Origin of the sequence: Rhodococcus sp. WWJCD1 (assembly GCF_002258735.1) — a bacterium.
In the GTDB taxonomy this organism is placed as follows: domain Bacteria; phylum Actinomycetota; class Actinomycetes; order Mycobacteriales; family Mycobacteriaceae; genus Rhodococcoides.
Window position 1 is genome coordinate 534672 of the sequence record NZ_NOXY01000020.1, and the last position, 21424, is coordinate 556095.

Genomic DNA, 21424 nt, shown 5'->3' on the forward strand with positions numbered 1-21424 from the left:
CCGCACACCTGCTACCTTGAACGCCGTTCAAGTCTCTGGGGCAGGTGACCGCCCCACTCCTCGAGGAGCCACCCGTGTCAGATGTCGACAGCAGTACCCGTCCGCCGAGCCGTAAGGTCAGCCGAATGAACGTCTCCGCCCGCGACATGGCGCAGATCGCAGTGTTCGCAGCGCTCATCGCTGCGCTCGGCCTGCCGGGATCGATCACGGTCGGCTTCTCCGGCGTCCCCATCACCTTGCAGACCCTCGGCATCATTCTGTCCGGCGCGATCCTCGGTGCCAGGAAAGGCACTGCTGCGGTCCTGGTGTTTCTCGCGCTGACGATGATCGGCCTCCCATTGCTGGCGGGTGGACGTACCGGTCTGTCTGCGATGGCCGGGCCCACCGTCGGGTACCTCATCGGCTGGATACCGGCAGCATTGCTGATCGGCTGGCTCACCGCCCGCATCCTGCCGAAGTACTCGATCGCGCTCGGTCTTGCGATCAATGCCGTCGGCGGCATCGTGGTGGTGTACGTCTTCGGGATCATCGGCCTGATCCTGCGTACCGACGTCGGAGTCTGGGCTGCGATCACGTCCAACGGCCCGTTCCTGCCCGGTGACATCGCCAAGGTCGTCGTCGCGACCGTGGTCGCCAAGAGCGTGCACCGTGCATACCCGGGCCTGATCAAGGCGTGACTCTCGAGCTGGGAGGTCGAGGCGGCGACAACGGCAGCGTAAATGACCGGGCCGACAACCCGGCCATCGTCTGGTCGGGTCGTACGCTCACCTACGCCGACCTCGACGCAGCCGTCGAGCAATGGCCTCACCTCCCGGTGCACGACGCCTCAGCGCTCGAGCTACCCGAGGCGCTGATCTGCGTTTTTGCGGCGGCGCGGCAGGGAAGTGCGGTGCGAGTCGAGGATCCGGCCACCAGGCCGGATCGTGCGGAGGGGCCGAGTCCCGACGCTTTCCTGCTGGTCGCGACCTCCGGCTCCACCGGACGCCCCAAGCCGCTCGAACGCACTGCCGCGTCGTGGGTCGACAGCTTTCCCGAGTTCACCGAGATCACCGACATCCGCCCCACCGATTCGGTGCTGATCGCCGGACCACTGCACGCCACGATGCACCTGTTCGCCGCCGTGCACGCACTGTGGCTGGGGGCCTGCGTCACCGACGACCCGGCCGAGGCCACGGCGGTGCATGCGGTACCTGCGGTGCTTCGCGACACGGTCTGTCGGATGCCCGGTGCGCGGGTGGCGGTCGCAGCTGGTGCCGGACTCGATCTCGCAGCAGCGCAGACGATCTCGGCCATGGGTGTCAGGTTGGTGGAGTACTACGGATCGGCGGAACTGTCGTTGGTGGCGGCACGGGTGACAGGCGAGCACGCGGCACTGCGATTGCTCCGCGATGTCGAGGCGCGTACCGAAGACGGGTATCTGGTCGTCCGTTCGCCGTACTCGGCACTCGGCACCACTGGCTGGTGCGGCGTCGGCGATCTGGCCGAGCTCAGCGGCCGCGAACTGCTCGTCCACGGTCGGGGGGATGCGGCGATCAATGTCGGCGGCACCACCGTCGTCGCAGAGGACGTCGAGCGAATCCTGACCGCACTCGACGGTGTTCGAGCCGCGGCTGCCATCGGATCTCCCCATGCGGTGTTGGGTGAAACGGTCTCTGCCGTCATCGAACTCGACGGATCCCGCGATCTCGACCGCATCCGCGCCGACGCCCGCTCGATCATGACCAAGGAGGCACTGCCGCGACGGTGGACGGTGGTGCAGCAGCTGCCCCGTACCTCGAGCGGCAAAATCGCCCGGAAAGCCCTGCTATGAGTACTCCCGTGATCGTTGCGGCCAAACGAACCGCGATCGGTATCGCTGGTCACGGCTTCGCCGATGTGACCGCCCCGAACCTCGCTGCACCGGTGCTGAAAGCTGTTGCAGCAGCAGTTAGTTCGCTCGGACTCCCGATCGACGACGTGATCCTCGGCAACTGTCTCGGCCCCGGCGGCGACGTTGCGCGTGTGTCGGCCCTGCTCGCGGGACTCGGTGTCGACGTCCCCGGCGTTACCGTCGACCGCCAGTGTGGATCCGGACTCGACGCCGTCATGCAGGCTGCGTCGCGCATCCGCAGTGGCGACGAGACGTTGATTCTCGCTGGTGGCGTCGAATCGGCCAGTACGAGTCCGTGGCGGTTCTGGCCGCCGGTCGACGGCGGCGAACCGGTTCGATACACCCGAGCGCCGTTCGCTCCCGAGGGTTTCGCCGATCCTGACATGGGCGTTGCGGCAGACGATCTCGCGCGTAGGCGTGGAATCGACCGGCAGCGGCAGGACGAGTACGCCGCACGGTCCTTCGCACGAGCTGCGGCACACGACTTCTCCGCCGAAATCGTCCCGATCGGAGAGCTGAGCGCAGACGAACGCATCCGCCCCAACATGACTGCCCAGCGCCTGGGCAGACTGCGTCCCACGTTCACCTCCGCCGGCACCGTCACCGCCGGCAATTCCTGCGGAATCTCCGACGGTGCCGCAGTTCTGGCGGTCACCACGGCCGAACGTGCTGCCGGTATGCCGGCACTGCGCATTCTCGGCAGCGCGGTGGCCGGGTCCGATCCGGCACTTCCCGGTCTGGGCCCGGTACCTGCGATCGAGAAGCTACTCACGCGTACCGGTGTGTCACTCCACGACATCGGGGTCATCGAGATCACCGAGGCGTTCGCATCGGTGGTGCTCGCGGTCTCGGATGCACTGGGCATCGACGAAGCGCGCATCTGCCCGGACGGTGGGGCCATCGCGATGGGTCACCCGTGGGGCGCATCGGGCGCAATTCTGCTGGTGCGATTGGCGTCTCGAATGCTGCAACCGAGTGGTCCAGCGTTGGGATTGGCGGCCTGCGCCATCGGCGGCGGGCAAGGAATAGCGATGTTGGTGGAGCGAGTGACATGAGCAGCATCAAGTTCGAGAACATTTCCCACTCCTTCGGGGAGCGGCAGGTACTGCATGACATCGACATCGAATTCGACGAGCGACGCATCGGCATCATCGGATCGAACGGGTCGGGGAAGTCGACGCTGGCTCGGATGATCAACGGTCTGATCAAGCCCGACTCCGGCCGCGTCACCGTCGACGGCGTCGACGCGGCGAAGAAGGGTGCGCAGGTTCGCAAGAAGGTCGGGTTCGTCTTCACCGACCCCGATTCGCAGATCGTCATGCCGACTGTCGCCGAGGATCTCGCGTTCTCTCTGCGTAGGTCCGGGCTGAGCAAAAGAGAGGTGGCCGACCGCGTCGACGAAATTCTCGTCCGCTTTCGACTGGATCAGCATCGCGATCACCCGGCGCATCTGCTTTCCGGTGGGCAGAAGCAATTGCTCGCGATCGGTGCCGTACTGATCAGGCGGCCGGAGGTGGTTGTTGCGGACGAGCCGACCACGTTGCTCGATCTGCGCAACGGACGCGTCGTCGCTCAGGCTCTGGATTCGATGGATCAGCAAGTCGTCGTTGTGACTCATCAGCTCGCTCTGCTGGACAGCTTCGAGCGTGTCATCGTCATCGACGACGGCCGCGTCGCGTTCGACGGTGCCCCCGCCGCAGCGGTTCCGGCGTATCGGGAGCTGATCGGGTGATCGGTCTCTACCGCCCCGGTACATCGCCGCTGCACCGAATGAGCCCGGGCTGGAAACTGTTGTCGCTCATAGTTGCAATTGTGGCGACCGTGATCTTCGCGCGCACCCCGCTCGAGGTCGGCGTGGTGGCTCTGGTGGTCGCCGCCCTGTTCGCTGTGGCCGGTATTCCGGCGAAAGTCGCTCTGGCGCAACTTCGTCCGGTGCTCTGGATGTTGCTGATCATCGGCGTGTTCCAGATACTGATCACCACGTGGCAACGCGCGGTGGTGGTGTGCGGGGTGCTGGTGATCTCCGTTGCCCTGGCGGCACTGGTCACGCTGACCACCCGGGTGACCGACATGCTCGACACCGTCACGAGAGCACTCGGGCCGATCCGACGCTTCGGCGTCGACCCGGATCGCATCGGGCTGCTTCTGGCCCTTGCCATTCGGTGCATCCCGCTGCTGGCGTCCATCGTCCAAGAGGTGTCCCAGGCTCGCAAAGCCCGCGGACTGCAGTGGTCCATGACGGCTCTGGCAACCCCGGTTCTGGTGCGCGCCCTCCGCACTGCGGATGCGATGGGTGATGCCCTCGTCGCGCGCGGTGTGGACGACGACGGTGAAGACGATGGTGAAGACGAACCACGCGATGACCAGTGAGCTTCTTGCCGCCCGAACAGCGCGGCATTCCGACCGCGAAGACATCGCAATCGTCGATGCGACCGACCGAATCACGTACCGTGAATTCTGGGATCGGGTGATATGCGCGGCGACCGCATTGGCAGGGAAGCGTCGCATCGCGGTACTGCCGACGTCGGACATCGGGTCGCTGGTCGTGGTTCTGGCGGCAATGCATGCCGGTGTGAGTGTCGTTCTGCTGCATCGACATCTGTTGGCTCGAGAATTCGCCGATGTCACGGCGGTGTGTGAGCCCTCGCTGGTTGTCGCGCATCCGCGCCAGCACGCACGAGTGCATCGTTGGGGTGCCGACACAGTGCTGGCACCCGAGGAGCTCACCACCGGCCGTGCCGCGCCGCTCGATCCACCCGCACGCAGCGCTGAACTCCTGGTCGGCATCACCTCGGGGACGACCGGACCACCCAAATTGTTCGTTCGAGATCAGGCGTCCTGGGCTGCCACGCTGGACCGGTCCGATGCACTGTTCGAGCTCGGGCCGGGCGATCGAGTGTCTGCATCCGGCACCCTCGATCACACGCACTTTCTCTACGGTGCGTTGCACGGGCTCACCCGCGGTGCGACGGTGGATCTACGGAAGGCGGCGGTCGCTCTCGAAGATGATCCGACACATCTCTATTCGGTACCGACCATTGCCTGGGACATCGCTCGCTCCAACGCCCGGTATCCCTGCGTCCGCGAGGTGCTCTCGTCTGCGGCGCGATGGCCGCAGTCTGCCCGCACGGCATTGGCGACAGTGTTCCCGAACGCAACCATGACGCACTTCTACGGTGCATCGGAACTGAGCTTCGTCTCGTACGACCGTCGAACTCCTGGCGGCACGGGCGTCGAGGCAGCGAGTGTGGAGGGCGCGTTGTTCGGCGGGGTGGAGGTGGAGACCAGGAACGAACTGCTGCACGTGCGCAGCGACATGCTGTTCGACGGTTACCTGAGCCGAGTCGGCGACCACACCACCCTGACGAACGGGCCCGTCGACGGGTGGATGACGGTCGGCGATCGCGGCAGTGTCGACGAGGGTCGACTGACGTTGCTCGGCCGCGGCAGCGAGACGATCGTTCGAGCCGGGCTCACGGTCGAGCTGGCCCCGATCGAGGCGGCACTGTTGTCGATCCCTGGTGTTCTCGATGCCGGAGTTGTCGGCGTTCCCGACGATCGCACCGGTGAGGTGCCGGCAGCGGGAGTGGTTGTAGCCCAGCAGAACTCACCCACAGTGGCGCAGATACGTCGGCGCGTTCGCTCGATGTTGCCGAGCCCGAGCCTGCCCGTGGTGATCGCCGTCGTGCACGCCTTACCGCGCACCCCGCGCGGCAAGCTCGACCATCAGGCCTTGGGTGCCACCTTGGCCACGGTACGCACCGTCGGCTCGCCCGATGCGCCGGTGACAACGAACCAGACGGTCAACGCGCCGCCTTCGTAGCGGTGGCGCAGAGTCACGCGTTCGCCTGCCAGCACAGGGCTCAGGTACTCGATCACGGCGCGGTGCGGCGACGCGGCCAGCGCGGGTACGTCGACCAACAACTCCTCGATCGCATGCCAGTAGGCCGCATTGTTGAGGTGGTTGAAGGGGTCGATATCGGTTGCGCGCAAAGGGAACTGAAGGTCGGTGTGCGATTCCGCGGGCACCGGCTCGGTCAGCCATGCCTTCCATCGCAACCGGTGTTGATCGGTGGTTCGGGCCAGCATTTCCAGTGCGCCGTCGCTGATGCGGGTCGGCATTCCGGTGTCCTTGCTGATGTTGATCCAGAAGCCCTCGGTTTCGATGCGACCACCCTTCGGGGTCGTCAGTGCCACGCGCATGTTCGACCACCGCGTCGACATCGACGAACACCACCGACGCATGTGCACATGGTCCGGAAAGTGGATGGGCTCGAAGACGTCGATGACGGTGCGCCGCACGATCCACATCGGATCGGTCTTGCCCAGCGGCGTGGCATCGAGGTTGTCGGTACCGATGTCCTGCAGGTAGCGGGCGACTCCGTCGAACCGCAGTCGGTTGGTCGGATCGATGTCGCCCGTCCGCACCGGCCAGTTGTTCTCGAAGCCCTCACCGGGCGGCGGCTCCGGTGCCAGCTCGTCGTCGAAGCCGGCCGGTTCCACGCGTGCATTGGTCACGTTCGCACTGTACGCGCGCACCTAGACGATGTGACGGGCGCGCATACCGTCGAACACCGGTGCCACTCGAACCACGTCACCGGTGGTGGGAGCATGCACCATCTGGCCGTTCCCCATGTAGATCGCCACGTGTCCGGGTCCCGCAGGTCCCCAGTTCCCGAACAGCAGATCGCCGGGCTGCGCCAGTTCCATCGGAACCTCGGTGCCGACGTTCCATTGTGTTTCGGAGGTCCGGGGCAGCGTCACCTTCCCGCCCGAGGCCTTGAACAGGGCGTACGACGTCAGACCGGAGCAATCGAATCCACCACCGGACGGACCGTTGATGTTTCCGCCACCCCATACGTAGGGCAGCCCCAGGTAGTCCATCGCCAATTGCACTGCCCGGCCGCCCATTCCGGTGAGGTCGAGCCCCGCGAACGGGGTCAGTATCGAGGCGAACTGCGCCTCGGTCGCCCTGATGCGGGCCACATACGGCTTGGTCTGTGTCTCGTAATCGACTGTGCCCGAGGGCATACCGCCTGATCGCAGCACCGCTCCCGCGCCCGCGTTGTATCCGGCGAGGGTCAGGTCGAGTGTGTCACCGGAGACCTTGCCCTCTCGCTTCCAGCCGTCGACCTGCCCGTAGATGTCGCACAGCATCGTGCCCGACGCCATTACTGCGTCTCCGACGCTGTTGACGTCGACCACGCCGTTGCCGTCGTAGTCCTTGCCGTAGGTCGCCCACGTGCCCGGCATGAATTGCCCCGGTCCCTGTGCGCCGGTGCTCGAGACAGGCGCCGTCGGACCGTACCGAAAGCCGTTCTCGGCGGCATAGAGTGCGGCGATCGTGGTGCCTTTGACGCCTCCGCAGATGTTGCCTGCTTTCTGCAGCCACGGCACGAAGGCGGTGATGGCTCCCACCGCCCCCAAGCCGATCGGGCCCACATTGATACCGGTGAACGTAACGGGCAGCCCGGGAAAGAGTGCGCGCCGAATGGCCTCGGCCGACGCCATGAACGCCGTCTGGGTGGCGATATCGGCTGCGGTGTACGTGCGGCCGGCGAACTGGACTGCACCGGCACCGAGTGCGGCTGCAGTTGACGAGAGAGCACTCGGCGCGAACACGCTGAACGGAAGTGGGGCAGACGGGGAGCCGGCAGCAGGTACAGCCGCAGCGGCAGTGGGGAGGGCAGCCAGTGCATCTTCCGCCGCGGTCGGCACCGCTACATCCTCGGCCGCCTCGATGTCTTCCACCGTCGGAAGGTTCGGGAGCATCGGCTCGACGGCAGTGTGCAGGCCGTCCGCGGCGTCGGACAACGTGCGATCGGCGATGTCGGCGGCAGGCTCGGGCATGGTGCCCAGGAGTTCAGTCCACTGATCGCTCATCGTCTTCGCCTGATCCTCGGCGTTGGCGGCAATTTCTGCGGCCTGATCCGTCACTGCCTGATCGGGAATCGGAGCCGGGGCGTCGGTTCCGGCGACAACACCGGCGGCGGACACGATGACGGCAACGATGACTGCGAATGGATCGCCTGCCATGTATCGACTCCTGCTACTCGAACGATCTTCCCCGAGCCAGGAGCTGTGATCAGTCTCACTCGGGTGCTGTACCCATCATGCACGGTGCAGTCGATCGACTCATGAGTTTTGCGAAACTGTCGGAGCGGCGAAACTCAGAGCGGCGAAACTGTCAGAGCAGCGAAACTCAGAGCAACGAGGTCCAGTAGTCCGAGAAGCGGATTCCGATGAGCGCGATGACGATTGCGTACCACACGGCGAGCAGCGTCCACCGCCATTCGAGGAAAAGACGGCCGATCGTGCCACCGTCGTTCGGGCCGGTGCTGATCAGGCGGCTCAGAGCCAGCACGAACAGCGGCATCGTCACGGCCCACACCACCATGCAGTAAGGGCACAGTGCGCCGATCTCGTACAGGCTCTGGACTATCAGCCAATGCACGAACACTTCACCGAGCAGCAGGCCGCCACTCATGCCGAGCCAGAACCAGTGCGGCAGTTCGACGCGGCCGAGCCACAGCACCCCGGCGACGAGCGCAACCGAGAACGCGACGATGCCCAGGATGGGGTTCGGGAAGCCGAAGAGCGCAGCCTGTTTCGTCACCATCACCGATCCGCACGAGAGCACCGGATTGAGGCTGCACGACGGTACGTACGACGCGTCCTCGAGCAACTTGAATCGCTCGATCGTCAGGGTCAGCGCAGCGAGTAGCCCGATCGCGCTGAAGACGGTGAAGACTGCGGCACCGACGCGGGTCCTCATGCTCTGGTACCGGCTGCCGCTCAGTTACCGGCTGCTGCAGCGGCGGAGAGGATGTTCTCCGGAGTCGGGTTGGAGACGTCGGTACCGTTGACGCGCACGCTCGGCGTTCCGTTGATGCCTTCGCCGATGACGGACTGCGTCTGGCTGGTGACCCAATCGGTGTAGCTGCCGTCGGTGATGCACGACGCGGTGGCGGGGGAGTCGGCACCGGCGGAGGTGGCGATCTCGACGAGCTTGTCGTCGGTCAATCCGGTGCCGTTCTCCGCGGGCTGCTCCGCGAACATGGAGTTGTGCCAGTCCATCCAGCTGTCCCGGTCGTTTTCGGCGACGCAGATCGAGGCGCTCGCGGCACGCGTCGAGTACATCGTGCCGTTCGAGAAGCGGTCGAGAATTGAGATGGGTCGGTAATCCACCGCGACGTTGCCCGCGTCGGCCAGCTGCTGCAACGTCGACCCGCTGATGGACTCGAAGTTCTTGCACGCCGGGCACTGGAAGTCCTCGACGACACTGATGACGGTGGTGGCGTCGGGATTACCGAAGCGGATGGCACCGGTGTCGGTCAACGACGTGGGCGTCAGCTGCTGGCCCGGTGACGAGCTCGTGGCGGGAGATGCCTCACCCGACGTCGAGTTCCTGTTGACGATGAACAAGGCAATTGCTGCAACGAGCGCGATGAGAACCACAGCCACGACGATCTGGATCAGCGTTCGGCGATTCTTGTCGCCGTTCTGCATAGCCCTGATGTCTTTCGATGCCTTGTTGCTGGTGTTCACGGCGACCAGTTTATGCAGGGCAACCTGAGTGTCAGATGAGAGCAGTGTCGGAGAAGGGCTGTGTCAGATGAGAGCAGCCAGTCGTTCGATGGCGAAGCGGTATCCGTCGATGCCGAGTCCGGCGATGACGCCACTGGCGATAGGCGACACGAAGGAGTGGTGTCGAAACTCCTCACGGGCGTGCACGTTGGAAATGTGCACCTCGATGATCGGGACCTCCGGGATGACGAGTGCGTCGCGCAGCGCCACCGAGGTGTGCGTCAGTCCACCGGGGTTGATGACGATGCCCGACGCCACCCCGCGGGCCTCGTGGATCCAGTCGATGATCTGACCCTCGTGGTTGGACTGTTCTGCTTTCACGGTGAGTCCGAGGTCGGCGGCGGTCTTCTCGCACAGGGCGACGACATCGGCGAGGGTGGCGTGGCCGTACACCTCGGGCTGCCTGGTGCCGAGCATGTTGAGATTCGGACCGTTGAGCACCAACAGCTGCTTGGCCATGACGTCACTCACTTTCTTGCTCCACGAACTACCGGGTCTGATCATTCCACAGCGTGGTTGACACAATCGTCTCGTGACTACAGGGAGAACCGTGTGGGTGGTGTGGGGCATCGGTGTCTTCGCCTACATCATCGGGGTGCTGCATCGCACGTCGTTCGGAGTCGCTGGTCTCAGTGCGGCGGATCGGTTCTCGGTGTCGCCGTCTCTGCTGTCGTCGTTCGTGGTGTTGCAGGTGATCGTGTATGCGGCGATGCAGATCCCGGCCGGCGTGCTGTTGGATCGGATCGGTTCGCGCAGGATGATCGCCGCGGGCGCGCTGATCATGGCGTCGGCTCAGATCACCCTCGCACTCACCGAGTCGCTCCCGGTCGCGGTGGCCGCTCGCGCGTTCGTCGGCGTGGGCGACGCTCTCACCTTCATTTCGGTCTTGCGGTTGGTGCCGCGCTGGTTCTCCCCGCGGCGGGTGCCGATCGTCTCGCAGCTGACAGGTCTGCTCGGCCAACTCGGTCAGGTGCTCTCGGCGGTCCCGTTCCTGATTCTGTTGAACGGGCCGGGTTGGACGGTCGCATTCGGCAGCGCGGCGGCATTGGGGCTGCTTGCTGTTGTGCTCGTGATCGCGCTGGTTCGAGATCGCCCCGGTGACAGCATCACTCCCGATACCGAGCCCACGTCACTGCGGCAGACCATCGCGTCCATCGCGGAGGTGTGGCGACGCCCCGGCACCCGCCTCGGATTCTTCTCCCACATGGGCACCCAGTTCTCGATCACGGTGTTCGCGTTGCTGTGGGGTGTGCCGTATCTGACGTCGGCGCAGGGCCTGTCCGCGTCGACGGCCGGAGCGTTGTTGACGGTGTCGGTGGCGGCCGCGGTGGTGTCGGGCATCGTGGTCGGTCTCCTCACCGGGCGCTATCCGATGCGACGGTCGTGGCTGGTGCTGGCGATCATGATCAGCAATGCCACGATGTGGGCCATCGTGCTGTCGCTTCCCGGGCCTGCGCCGCTGTGGTTGCTGGTGCTGCTCGTGGTGGTGATCTCGGTGGGAGGTCCGGGTTCGGTGATCGGTTTCGATCTCGCCCGCACGTTCAATCCGAGTGCAAATCTGGGGACGGCTCAGGGGATGGTGAACATCGGCGGGTTCCTGGCGTCGCTGTTGGTGATAGCGGGGATCGGTTGGATTCTCGACGCCATGGGCGGCTACACGTTCGACGGTTTCCGGGTCGCCTTGCTCGTGCAGTTCCCGGTGTGGATCGTCGCGATCACCGGCGTTCTGCTGACGCGCCGCAAGACCAGACGAGTGCTCGCGGCGGAGGGAATTCATCCGCACACGATGCGTGAGGTGCGAGACAGGATTCGTCGCAAATAAACCTTTGCTTAGACAGCTTTCTGCGAGCATGCTGGTGGTCCGAATAATGTTGTAGGACACAAGCAAACGCTACGTAAAGGTGCACTAAAGAGATGGTAACCGAGCGAGAAGTGACTCCCGCCAGCGGCGAGTATTCGCACCGCGAGATCATGACCATTCTGTCGGGCCTGATGATGGGCATGTTCCTTGCTGCCCTCGACCAGACCATCGTGTCGACGTCTGTGCGTACCATCGCCGACGATCTCAACGGGTTCTCGGTTCTGGCCTGGGTGACAACGGCCTACCTCATCACCTCCACGGTCTCGACCCCGCTCTACGGCAAGCTCTCCGATCTGTACGGGCGCAAGCCGTTCTTCATGACGGCCATCTCGATCTTCGTCGTCGGGTCCATGCTGTGCGGCATCGCGACGTCGATGTACGAGCTCGCCGCCTTCCGCGCTATCCAGGGCCTGGGTGCGGGTGGTCTGATGTCGATGGCGCTGGCCATCATCGGGGATATCGTGCCGCCGCGTGAGCGCGCCAAGTACCAGGGCTACTTCCTGGCCGTCTTCGGTACCTCGAGTGTGCTCGGGCCGGTCATCGGTGGGCTGCTCGCCGGGCAATCGTCGATCCTCGGAATCACCGGCTGGCGTTGGGTTTTCTACATCAACGTGCCGCTCGGCATCATCGCACTCGTCGTCGTGTGGCGGGTGCTGAACCTGCCGGTGTACCGACGCGAAGCGCGCGTCGACTGGTGGGGCGCAGTGCTTCTCAGCGTAGGCCTCGTGCCGCTGCTCATCATCGCCGAGCAGGGTCGTGTGTGGGGCTGGAGCTCGCCACGCGCGTTGCTGTGCTTCGGAATCGGCATCGTCGGCGTCATCGCCTTCGTGCTCGCCGAGATCAAGATGGGCGACGACGCCCTGATCCCCATGCGATTCTTCCGAAACCCGTTGTTCTCGTTGTGTATTGCCGTCAGCGTCATCGCCGGCGCAGCAATGTTCGGTGGCATCTCGCTGCTGCCGCAGTACCTGCAGGTGGTCAAGGGATCCTCGCCCACTCTGGCCGGCTACCAAACCCTGCCGCTCGTGGGTGCACTGATGATCGCGTCGATCGTCTCGGGCCGGATGATCTCGAAGACGGGGCGCTACAAGATCTTTCCGATCGTCGGTACCGCGTTGATGGCGATCGCGATGTTCACGTTCCACTACGTGCACGCCGATACTCCGCTGTGGCAGACCATGGTCGTGATGGGCGTGTTCGGTCTCGGTCTCGGTTCGATGATGCAGCCGCTGACGCTCGCCATCCAGAACGCGATGCCGCCCAAGGACATGGGTGTATCGACCTCTGCCGCCACGTTCTTCCGCCAGATCGGTGCGACGGTGGGTGTGGCGGTGTTCCTGTCGATGCTCTTCACTCAGCTGACCCCGAAGACGGGCGATGCACTGATCGCCGCGAGCTCGACGCCGGCCTTCCAGCAAGCGGTGCAGACTGCGGCAAGCAGTTCCGATCCACTGGAATCCGGGTTCGCCCGGGCCATTGCGTCGGGTGACGCCTCGGTCGCCGGGAGTGCGCTGCAGGACAGCTCGTTCATTCAGAAGCTCGAACCCGCACTTGCCGAACCGTTCCGGATCGGCTTCTCGGATGCCATGGACTACGTGTTCCTGGCCGTATCGATCCTGATGGTCATCGGGTTCGTGCTGGTGCTCTTCCTGAAAGAGGTGCCGCTGCGCACGATGTCGGGGCTGGCTGCAGCGCAGCAGCAGCGAGACGAAGAGAAGGCGAACGAGACCGGGCCTGTGCTGTAAGTGCGGTGACTTCGGATGCGGTGACTCATGGACACGGACACCATCGCGTTCATCGAGCAAATGGTCGGCGAACCGACAAGGCTGACGGGATGCAGAGACGGCGGCGTGGTGACTCTACTGGTTGCGCTGTAGCGACCGGATCCGGTGGAGCGCTTCGTCCGTGCGTCGCGATCCTGCTCGACTTCACCTGAGACGCCGCACAGGCTCTTGCGCCCATTCGCCGGGTCCGAGCTGTGATGTCGTGGGTCGGAGTCAGGTGTTCGGGATGTGGCGCAGGCCGTTGAACAGGATGTCCAATCCACGGTTCAGTTCGTGGGCACCGTCGTATTCCGTGATGAGCGGGGGGATGACGGACATGATGGGAAAGTCTTCGATCGGCAGTCTGCGCAGCGCGAGGCGCAATCTGTCCCCTGTCTCGTCCGGGTGTTCTGTTGTTTCTTGGGTCTCGCTGAGCACGTGCCCGCGTAGTAAGGACATCAGCAGCCGGTAGGCCGAGAGTGCTTCGGGGACGGTGAAACCGCCAGTGGCCAGTAAACCGAGGATGCCTTCGAGTGACACCAGCGACCTCGTGGTGCCCAGTCCGAGTGGCGTAGCCCGCGGCCGCGTCGCCAGAAGAACTGCCGCCCGCGGGTGTTCGAGGGCGAGCTCGCGGTAATGCCGAGCGAAGATAGTCAGCTGACGTCTCCAGTCGGTGTCGGACTCGTCGACCGCTACAAGGCCTCCGAGGATCGAATCGGCGACCGCGTCCAGCAGGGCCTCTTTGGTCGGAACGTAACGGTAGATGGTCATCGGGTCGCGATCGATCGACGCGGCCAGGCTGCGGATGGTCAGGCTGTCGAGTCCGGTGCCATCGATGATGGCCAACGCGGCTGATACGACGTATTCACGATCGATCTTGTCGCGGGGAAGTTGATCGGAACGGTCCGAGGGTGTCATGAAGTGCTTCACCATTTTCGGTAAATCAAGGTAAGCGGCACGCCAGTCGGCTTTCGGTCCACAAACAAACTTGTTGTTCATCAACGCTTTTCGCTTGACCCATGACCATACACGTGGTCAGCTGTAGCTCTACACCGTAGAGATACGGGGAAACTCTTTGTTGCGGAGTGGGCCATGAGCCTCCGCTGGTCTTCCATCTCATTCGCTCGGTTGCAGACAGTCGGCCGGCGATCCACCGAACTACGGACTCTGCGAGACCTCGACGCCCCTGGTGAAATCCAGTGAACATCGTCGACCGTCGCGGAATCTCACAGTCGACTCTCGTCGGGGGAATCGATACCCATAATTCGCTGTGCGACAACAAGTCTCACTCGAACTTCCTCCATCAGATCGGTACACAACATGTACGTTCCGCAAGACCGTCCTGCGCCGTCCACATCCCGACGCAAGGGCTCTGCGTTGATTCCTCTCGTCGGCACCGTCGCGCTGGCCACCAGCGCGCTTATGCTGGTCAATGCCCCTCTGGCCCTCGCTCAGCCCACAACCGTCGAACTCGGCACCGCCGAGAGCTATGCCGTACTGGCCGGTTCCAAGATCACGAACACCGGACCGTCGAGCATCAGCGGCAACGTCGGAGTGAGCCCAGGCGTCGGTGTCGAACCGTTCATCACAGGATTCCCACCGGGAGAGCTCACCAGCGGAGTCATAAATGACCGCAATTCGGTTGCAGCGCAAGCAAAAGCGGACCTGAGTACCGGATACGACGACGCGGCCGGACGCCCGGGAGCAACCTCGACCGGAGTCGAACTCGGCGGGCAGACTCTGCTGGCCGGGTTGTACGGTTCTGGCACGCTCGGCCTCACCGGAACACTGACACTCGATGCGCAGGGCCGATCCGATGCCGTGTTCATCTTCCAAGCTGCATCCACGTTGATCACGGCGTCCGACAGCAGTGTCTCGCTGATCAACGGGGCCAACCCCTGCAATGTGTTCTGGCAGGTCGGAAGCTCGGCCACTCTCGGTACCAACACCGATTTCGTGGGCACGATCATGGCGCGGGCGTCGATCACCGCGACCACGAATGCCGATGTACAGGGACGGCTACTGGCTCTGGATGGTGCCGTCACCCTCGACTCGAACACGATCACCAACCCGGGTTGCGGAACCACAGAGCCTCCCGTCACCACTACTCCTCCGGTGACCACGACTCCGCCGGTGACCACTACTCCGCCGGTGACCACCACGCCTCCGGTGACCACTACTCCGCCCGTGACCACGACGCCTCCGGGTGATGGTGGCGGTTCCCCGGGTGATGGTGGCGGTACCCCGGGCACTCCGGGCGATGGTGGCGGTACGCCGCCGATTGTCATCGAAGTGCCCCCGATTCCGGGCCTACCCCCGATCCCCGGCATCACGATCCCGCCGATCCCCGGTGTCCCGAACGTGCCGAATCAGCCGAACGTGCCGAATCAGCCGAACGTGCCGAATCAGCCGAACGTGCCGAATCAGCCGAACGTGCCGAATCAGCCGAACGTGCCGAATCAGCCGAACGTCCCGAACCAGCCGAACGTCCCGAACCAGCCCAACGTCCCGAACCAGCCCAACGTCCCGAACCAGCCGAACGTGCCCGATCAGCCGAACACGCCCGGTGTTCCGAATCAGCCGAACACTCCCTCCGGCCCGGATCAGCCGGGTACGTACAACCCGGGTGGGCAGATCACGCAGATTCCTAACGGTGGCGTCGATACCGGTGACGGCAGCACGGTCACGCAGTCGACCAGTGCGTCGGCCGTGACGATGTGGACTCTTCTCGCTCTGCTCACGGTCGGGGCAGTATCGGTCACGATGATGACCCGACGTCGGCGCTGATCTGTGAGATCCGCAGTCACGGAGTGCGCACCTCCGGCTGAATCTGCTCGCACCGCGACCCTTTCCCGGGTCGCGGTGCGAGCAGTGGCCGCTGCCTGCTTCATGCTCCTGTTGCTTCTCACCGGTTGTGCAACGCCTTCGGACGAAGCGCCTACGGAACGCACTTCAGCGTCTCCGGCCGTGTCCACTCAGGCACCCGATACTTCTACCGGTGATGTTGCAGCGCAAACGAACTCACCGGCGGCCGGATCACCTCCCGCCCGCATCGACATTCCAGCGATCGACGTCGGTTCCGACGTGATGGGTCTCGGTCTACGTTCGGACGGTTCGATGGAAGTTCCGCCGGGTGGTTTTCCCGCAGGCTGGTACACGGGGTCGCCGATTCCGGGCCAGTTGGGGCCGTCGATCGTTGCCGGACACGTGGATTGGGGTGGCAGCCCGGGAGTCTTCTATCGACTTCGGGATCTCGCGCAGGGTGACGAGGTTACCGTCACGGACCAGGAGGGCGGTACCGTCCGCTTCGTCGTCAGCGCGGTGGAGCAGTATCCGAAAGACGCGTTTCCCACCGACAAGGTGTACGGCGACATCGATCATGCCGGTCTGCGCCTGATCACCTGTGGCGGCGAGTTCGACTCGGACATCTCCAGCTACGACGACAACATCGTCGTGTACGCCGATCGCGTCTGACCGAGCCCACGCGTTCACAGCAACCTCGCAGGCTGCTCCCAGCCGGGCCGACGGTCCATCGCACACTCTCGTAGTCGACAACTTCGACGAACAGGACTTGCGATGACTGCCCAAATCGACCGACCGGCCGCGATACCCCCGTCGCACGCCCGCCAGCCGTCCTGGCAGGACACGTGGTGGTATCGCCGCCGGCACCTGCTCGGGCTGCTGATTCTGCTCGCGGCCACCGCAACCCTGTATTTGTGGAATCTGACCGCAAGTGGTTACGCGAACACGTTCTACGCCGCGGCGGTGCAGGCAGGCACCAAGGACTGGACGGCGTGGTTCTTCGGATCACTCGATTCCGAGAACTTCATCACCGTGGACAAGCCACCGGCCGCACTGTGGGTGATGGGACTGTCGGCCCGTCTGTTCGGGTTCTCGAGCTTCAGCTTGCTTCTTCCGCAAGCCTTGATGGGTGTCGCCGCAGTGGCGACGGTGTATGCCGCGGTCAAGCGGGTCGCAAATCCCACTGCCGGCTTGCTCGCCGGCTTCACTCTGGCGTCCGTTCCTGCCGCCGCGCTGATGTTCGACTTCGACAATCCCGACGCGTTGCTGGTGCTGCTCATGACTCTCGGCGGCTACTTCGTCGTGCGCTCTCTGCAGACATCGGCCGGTCGACGGGCCGCGATGTGGCTGGCCTTCGCCGGCGTGGCGCTCGGGTTCGCGTTCCTGACGAAGATGTTGCAGGGGCTGCTGGTGTTGCCGGCGTTCGGTCTCACATATCTGGTTGCTGGACAGGCACAATTGCGCGCAAGACTGCTGCATCTGGTCGGTGCGTTCGCGGCATTGGTCGCCGCCGCCGGCTGGTGGGTGGTGACGGTTCAGCTGTGGTCGGAAAGTGCGCGCCCGTACATCGGCGGGTCCACCGACAACACCGTGATGGATCTGGTGCTCGGCTACAACGGGCTCGGTCGTATCTTCGGTAACACCGGTGGAGGCGGCATGGAGGCTCCAGCCGGAATGAGCGCGGGGGCAGCGGGATCGAGCTTCGGAGGGTCGACCGGCCTGGACCGCCTGTTCGGCAGTGAAATGGGAATCCAGATTTCGTGGCTGATCCCTGCTGCTCTGGTGGCGCTGGTCTTCGGTCTGATTGCTCGTGGTCGAGCGCCGCGGACCGACCTGCTGCGTGCGTCCCTGATTCTGTGGGGCGGTTGGTTCTTGGTGACGGCGCTGATCTTCAGCTATATGTCCGGCACAATCCACCCGTACTACACGGTCGCGCTCGCCCCTGCACTTGCGGGCATGATCGGAACCGGCGGCTACGCACTGTGGCTTCGACGCGAATCCATTTGGGGCAGAGCGGGTATGGCGGCGATGATGATTGCGGCCGGCACCTGGAGTTGGGTGCTGCTGCACCGCAACGCGGATTGGCTGCCGGCGTTGAAGTGGATTCTGTTGACGGGAACCATCGTTGCGGCCGTGATGATTCTGCTCGCCGGGCGGTACCGAAAGCTCACTGCCGCTGCGTTGATCCTCGGAGCCGTGGCCGGTCTCGGCGGTGGCGCTTCCTATGCGATCGCCACGACGACGAATGCGCACAGTGGATCGGTTCCGACCGCGGGCCCGACAGGTGCTGTCGCCGACGGCGGTATGGGGGGCATGGATGGCGGAATGCCGCCCGGCGGAATGCCGGACGGTGCTGCGGCTGACGGTGCTGCGGCTGACGGTGCTGCGATGCCGGACGGTGCTGCGGCTGATGGTGCGATGCCGGGTGCTCCTGCAGCTGATGGTGCAGCGGACGCGCCTGCCGGTGCGGCGGATCTGCCGGCCGGATTCGGCGCCGGTGATGCCGGCACAGGTGGCACGGGCAGCACGGGCGGTATGGCCAGTATGGGCGGCATGGGCGGTGAGTCCAACGAGGAGTTGACGGCTCTGCTCGAGTCCACGACCACGAGGTGGTCCGCTGCGGTGAACGGTTCGATGTCTGCAGCCGGATACGAGTTGGCGTCGGATACGGCAGTGATGGCGATCGGTGGATGGAGCGGCGATCCTGCCCCGACTCTCGACGAGTTCATCGACTACGTGTCCAACCACGAAGTGGCGTACTATGTCTCGGGCGGAATGGGTCGTGGGGGAATGGGCGGCGACTCGACGAGCACTTCCTCGCAGATCCAGGAATGGGTCGAGGCGAACTTCACCGCCAGCACCGTCGGTAGCGCGACGGTGTACGACCTCAGCACCTACACAGGCTGACGCCGCGACACCCGACAGAGAAGGCGCACAGTCGTTCCGCCGCAGACATATCGACTGCGGTGGAACTTCTGTATGCGATCCTCTGGTACCCGTCAAAAGGGTGGAGAATCGTCGTCGGGTGCTGCCATCGGTACCGGATTCGGTTGCGGTTCGGCACGTTCGAGGGTGGCTGTATCAGGCTCGAGCGCTTGGCCTTTGGGTCTGCGATGGACGGACGGCAGGTGGCTCAGGTCTGCGAGTTGGGTGGTGCCGGGAACCGTGATCGCTGTGGTGCCGCCGTTCGAGACCCAGAACTCGACGCCGTCGGCGAGCATCACCGGTGTCCACAGCCCCATGGTCTTGAGGCTGTGATGGTAGCGGCACAGACAGTGCAGGTTGGTGTCGATGGTCCAGCCACCGGTCGCAGGATCGCGATGAAAATACGGCACGACGTGGTCGATCTCGCACTGCTGAGCCGCGACATCGCAGCCCGGGTGCCGACAAGTGCGGTCGCGGTATCGAACACGTTCTGCGAGTGCGGTACTGGGCCGATAGACGAGCGCTCCGGGTGGCGGCAGCACGAGACCGCCGTGACCGTCCGGATGCAGCGCGAGCCCGAGGGTGGGATTGGCGGCGATTGCCGCTTCGAGTTCTGCAACAAAGGTGTATGTGCCGCGATACGGAGTGGCGACACAGCTGTTCCGCGGTGGACGCGGGGCATTCTGCGAGCGCGGCGGTCGAGGAACAGAACCGCCGACACGTCGACGACCGGGCCCAAGTGGATGAAACACCATGTGCGACCTGCTGCCCTCGGACCTGCTGTTCTTTGTCTTACGTGCCTTCGATCCTCTGAACTTCTTCTGGTCACCTCTCGATCCGCTGTGGTTCGTCCTGCTGCTGCCGCTGTCAGCCCTGCTTTCTGCACCCTTGTCGCCAGTGCCAGTGCCAGTGTCGGTGTCGATGAGCGACTCCAGGTCTTCGCCGTAACCGAGCTTCTCCGCCAGATTGCGGGCTTCGGTGAGGAGGACCTCCCAATGCAAGTTGTCGGCAAGTTCGCGGGCGTATTCGGCATCGATGGTGCCGTGCCCGGCAAGGTGGGCAGGATTGGACAGCAGACCGGCGAGCGTGGCGAGGTCGACCGTGATCACCGTCAGTGGGGCGCGTCGATCGGGCCGCGCGGTATCGGCCGTGCACGGATTGTCGTCATCGGGTTCGCACATGCATGCCATCGATGACTCCTGATGCAGCAGAGCAACATACGCGGCCGCACGCTTCTGTCCTCGGGTACGCGGATCACGTCGGTAGACGGTAGCGGCCATCTCGTTGATCAACTGCCACGCAGCTGCGGCATCGACGGCGGTGAGATCGGCTTTGAGCGTCGAGAGCACGTCCTTGTCGGTGTAGGTGACGTTGGTATGCCGTTCCAGGTCCTTGCGTAAAGCGGCCGCTTGCTCGGGTGCGATGCGGTACATGATCGACCAGGTCTCGGTCGCGAGCGGTCCGGGCGACAGGCGTCGGGCAGCCAGTAGAACCTCGCCTTGGACGGCGGCAGCCGCGTCCTGTGTCAGGTTGTGGGTACAGCGGTAGATCGCGCGGACGCGAGGCAGATCGAGTTCGCCGGCCTCGAACGCAGCTGCGACCGCAGGAAGCCGGAGCCGCAGGTCCATGCCGATCTCGGCGTACGTGTTCGCGACGGACTTCGAGCAACCCAGAACGTGCGCGATCTCGGAAGCCGCATAGTTGCCCGCGTCCTGAACGACATCACCGACGAGCACGTTCTGTTGGATGCACGAATCCCAGATGGCTGCGGCCACAGCTACTTTCCGTGCACATGCCTGATTCTCCAGCGTCGCGACATCTCGAATCTCGGTGAGAGAAACAGCCTCGATGTACGGCTTCGGTTGCGGCCCGAGATAAGCCGCGAATCGACTGCGCGTAGATGTGGTCACTGTGTTTTCGCCCCCCGGCGGATCGTCCAACAAGACATAGAACGTATGTTCGATGTTACCGATACGCGAACTGGCCGTCAACCCCAATCAGGTTGCAGTGAATAAGAATTGGACATCGAATGTCCATACACCCGCCCACCGACAATACTGTTTGACCCTGACGCCGCGTCAGGCTTCAGGATGGTTGACATGACCGAGAACCACCCCGCCTTCGATGTGAGCCCCGTGCCGATTCCGGGCCCGGACGCCACCGCACCCCCACTGTTTCGTGGCCTGTACGGAATGCCCATGTTCGTCACCATCCCCACCGCAAATCTCGCGCAGTCAACCGAATTCTGGATCGAAGCCCTGGGCTTCTTCGAGCTCTTCGCGATCCCAGGTCGATTGGTTCACCTGCGCCGCTGGGCGTTCCAAGATGTTCTGCTTGTACCCGCGGACCGATCGGTCCCTCTGCCCGAGATGACTGTGAGCTTCGCCTGTGTTCTCGACCAGCTCGACGCCGTATTCGAAGCCTGCACACAAATTCGACCCGGCTCGGTTACCGGGCCGCACACTCGACCATGGAATTCCGTCGAGCTCGAGATCCACACTCCGGAGAATGTGCGGGTCATCATGACAGCGGCACGGCCGTACGATCCGGACAGCGCAGAAGCTGCAACCCTCCGAGCAGTAGGCATCGAACCGACGGAACACAGCGGGTCATGAG

Annotated in this window: 19 protein-coding genes; 12 read left to right on the top strand and 7 right to left on the bottom strand. The window is 64.2% G+C overall.

The window, feature by feature from the left end; translation table 11 throughout:
- Positions 1–125: 125 nt before the first annotated feature.
- From CH286_RS14925 to CH286_RS14950, 6 genes are read left to right on the top strand one after another with little or no spacing between them, the layout of a single operon-like run.
- On the top strand, positions 126–677 hold the full coding sequence (locus CH286_RS14925; RefSeq protein ID WP_170944753.1) for a biotin transporter BioY: 552 nt from the start codon (positions 126–128) through the stop codon (positions 675–677).
- Entirely contained in the window at positions 674–1810 is a 1137-nt protein-coding gene (locus tag CH286_RS14930) for an AMP-binding protein (RefSeq protein WP_094609557.1), read from the top strand. Before CH286_RS14925 ends, CH286_RS14930 begins: the two co-directional genes overlap by 4 nt.
- Complete coding sequence (locus CH286_RS14935) at positions 1807–2925, top strand: thiolase family protein (RefSeq protein WP_094609558.1); 1119 nt, start codon at positions 1807–1809, stop codon at positions 2923–2925. Before CH286_RS14930 ends, CH286_RS14935 begins: the two co-directional genes overlap by 4 nt.
- On the top strand, positions 2922–3602 hold the full coding sequence (locus tag CH286_RS14940; protein WP_094609559.1) for an energy-coupling factor ABC transporter ATP-binding protein: 681 nt from the start codon (positions 2922–2924) through the stop codon (positions 3600–3602). Before CH286_RS14935 ends, CH286_RS14940 begins: the two co-directional genes overlap by 4 nt.
- Positions 3599–4240: an energy-coupling factor transporter transmembrane component T family protein gene (locus tag CH286_RS14945; protein WP_094609560.1), complete on the top strand. Its 642-nt coding sequence runs from the start codon at positions 3599–3601 to the stop codon at positions 4238–4240. The genes CH286_RS14940 and CH286_RS14945 overlap by 4 nt, the downstream gene beginning before the upstream one ends.
- On the top strand, positions 4209–5693 hold the full coding sequence (locus CH286_RS14950) for an AMP-binding protein (protein ID WP_255182659.1): 1485 nt from the start codon (positions 4209–4211) through the stop codon (positions 5691–5693). Before CH286_RS14945 ends, CH286_RS14950 begins: the two co-directional genes overlap by 32 nt.
- On the opposite strand, the gene CH286_RS14955 is transcribed toward CH286_RS14950, so the two are convergent.
- From CH286_RS14955 to aroQ, 5 genes are all read right to left on the bottom strand, one after another.
- Positions 5597–6388: an acyl-[acyl-carrier-protein] thioesterase gene (locus tag CH286_RS14955; RefSeq protein WP_080737168.1), complete on the bottom strand. Its 792-nt coding sequence runs from the start codon at positions 6386–6388 to the stop codon at positions 5597–5599. The two genes, CH286_RS14950 and CH286_RS14955, sit on opposite strands and share 97 nt — an antisense overlap.
- Positions 6389–6409: 21 nt before the next feature.
- Positions 6410–7906 carry a C40 family peptidase gene (locus tag CH286_RS14960; protein WP_094609561.1) on the bottom strand — a complete coding sequence of 499 codons (1497 nt, stop codon included), beginning with the start codon at positions 7904–7906 and terminating at the stop codon, positions 6410–6412.
- A gap of 166 nt (positions 7907–8072) precedes the next feature.
- Complete coding sequence (locus CH286_RS14965) at positions 8073–8645, bottom strand: vitamin K epoxide reductase family protein (protein ID WP_094609562.1); 573 nt, start codon at positions 8643–8645, stop codon at positions 8073–8075.
- Positions 8646–8665: 20 nt separating this feature from the next.
- Entirely contained in the window at positions 8666–9418 is a 753-nt protein-coding gene (locus tag CH286_RS14970; protein ID WP_242640202.1) for a DsbA family protein, read from the bottom strand.
- Positions 9419–9481: 63 nt separating this feature from the next.
- Complete coding sequence (aroQ, locus tag CH286_RS14975; protein WP_170944754.1) at positions 9482–9916, bottom strand: type II 3-dehydroquinate dehydratase; 435 nt, start codon at positions 9914–9916, stop codon at positions 9482–9484.
- Between the two features lie 91 nt (positions 9917–10007).
- On the opposite strand from aroQ, the gene CH286_RS14980 reads away from it, so the two are divergent.
- Together CH286_RS14980 and CH286_RS14985 are read left to right on the top strand one after the other, a co-directional pair.
- Positions 10008–11279, top strand: a complete 1272-nt coding sequence (locus CH286_RS14980; RefSeq protein WP_176458257.1) for an MFS transporter — start codon at positions 10008–10010, stop codon at positions 11277–11279.
- A gap of 92 nt (positions 11280–11371) precedes the next feature.
- Complete coding sequence (locus CH286_RS14985) at positions 11372–13063, top strand: MDR family MFS transporter (RefSeq protein WP_037153574.1); 1692 nt, start codon at positions 11372–11374, stop codon at positions 13061–13063.
- A gap of 252 nt (positions 13064–13315) precedes the next feature.
- Here the strand turns inward: CH286_RS14985 and CH286_RS14990 are convergent, their stop codons facing one another.
- Positions 13316–13999, bottom strand: coding sequence for a TetR/AcrR family transcriptional regulator C-terminal domain-containing protein (locus CH286_RS14990; RefSeq protein ID WP_052058688.1), 684 nt, complete (start codon positions 13997–13999; stop codon positions 13316–13318).
- Between the two features lie 402 nt (positions 14000–14401).
- Here CH286_RS14990 and CH286_RS14995 point away from each other — a divergent pair, with 402 nt between their 5' ends.
- The 3 genes from CH286_RS14995 (at position 14402) to CH286_RS15005 (ending at position 18790) form a co-directional block, all read left to right on the top strand.
- Positions 14402–15868 (top strand): ice-binding family protein, encoded by a 1467-nt coding sequence (locus CH286_RS14995; protein WP_094609565.1) that lies wholly within the window; start codon positions 14402–14404, stop codon positions 15866–15868.
- Between the two features lie 180 nt (positions 15869–16048).
- On the top strand, positions 16049–16555 hold the full coding sequence (locus CH286_RS15000) for a class F sortase (RefSeq protein WP_052058662.1): 507 nt from the start codon (positions 16049–16051) through the stop codon (positions 16553–16555).
- A gap of 102 nt (positions 16556–16657) precedes the next feature.
- Positions 16658–18790 (top strand): glycosyltransferase family 39 protein, encoded by a 2133-nt coding sequence (locus CH286_RS15005; protein WP_176458245.1) that lies wholly within the window; start codon positions 16658–16660, stop codon positions 18788–18790.
- Between the two features lie 92 nt (positions 18791–18882).
- Here the strand turns inward: CH286_RS15005 and CH286_RS15010 are convergent, their stop codons facing one another.
- Positions 18883–20718 (bottom strand): HNH endonuclease signature motif containing protein, encoded by a 1836-nt coding sequence (locus CH286_RS15010; protein ID WP_094609643.1) that lies wholly within the window; start codon positions 20716–20718, stop codon positions 18883–18885.
- Between the two features lie 189 nt (positions 20719–20907).
- Between CH286_RS15010 and CH286_RS15015 the strand changes: the two genes are divergently transcribed.
- Complete coding sequence (locus tag CH286_RS15015; protein WP_094609566.1) at positions 20908–21423, top strand: VOC family protein; 516 nt, start codon at positions 20908–20910, stop codon at positions 21421–21423.
- Position 21424: the final 1 nt, after the last annotated feature.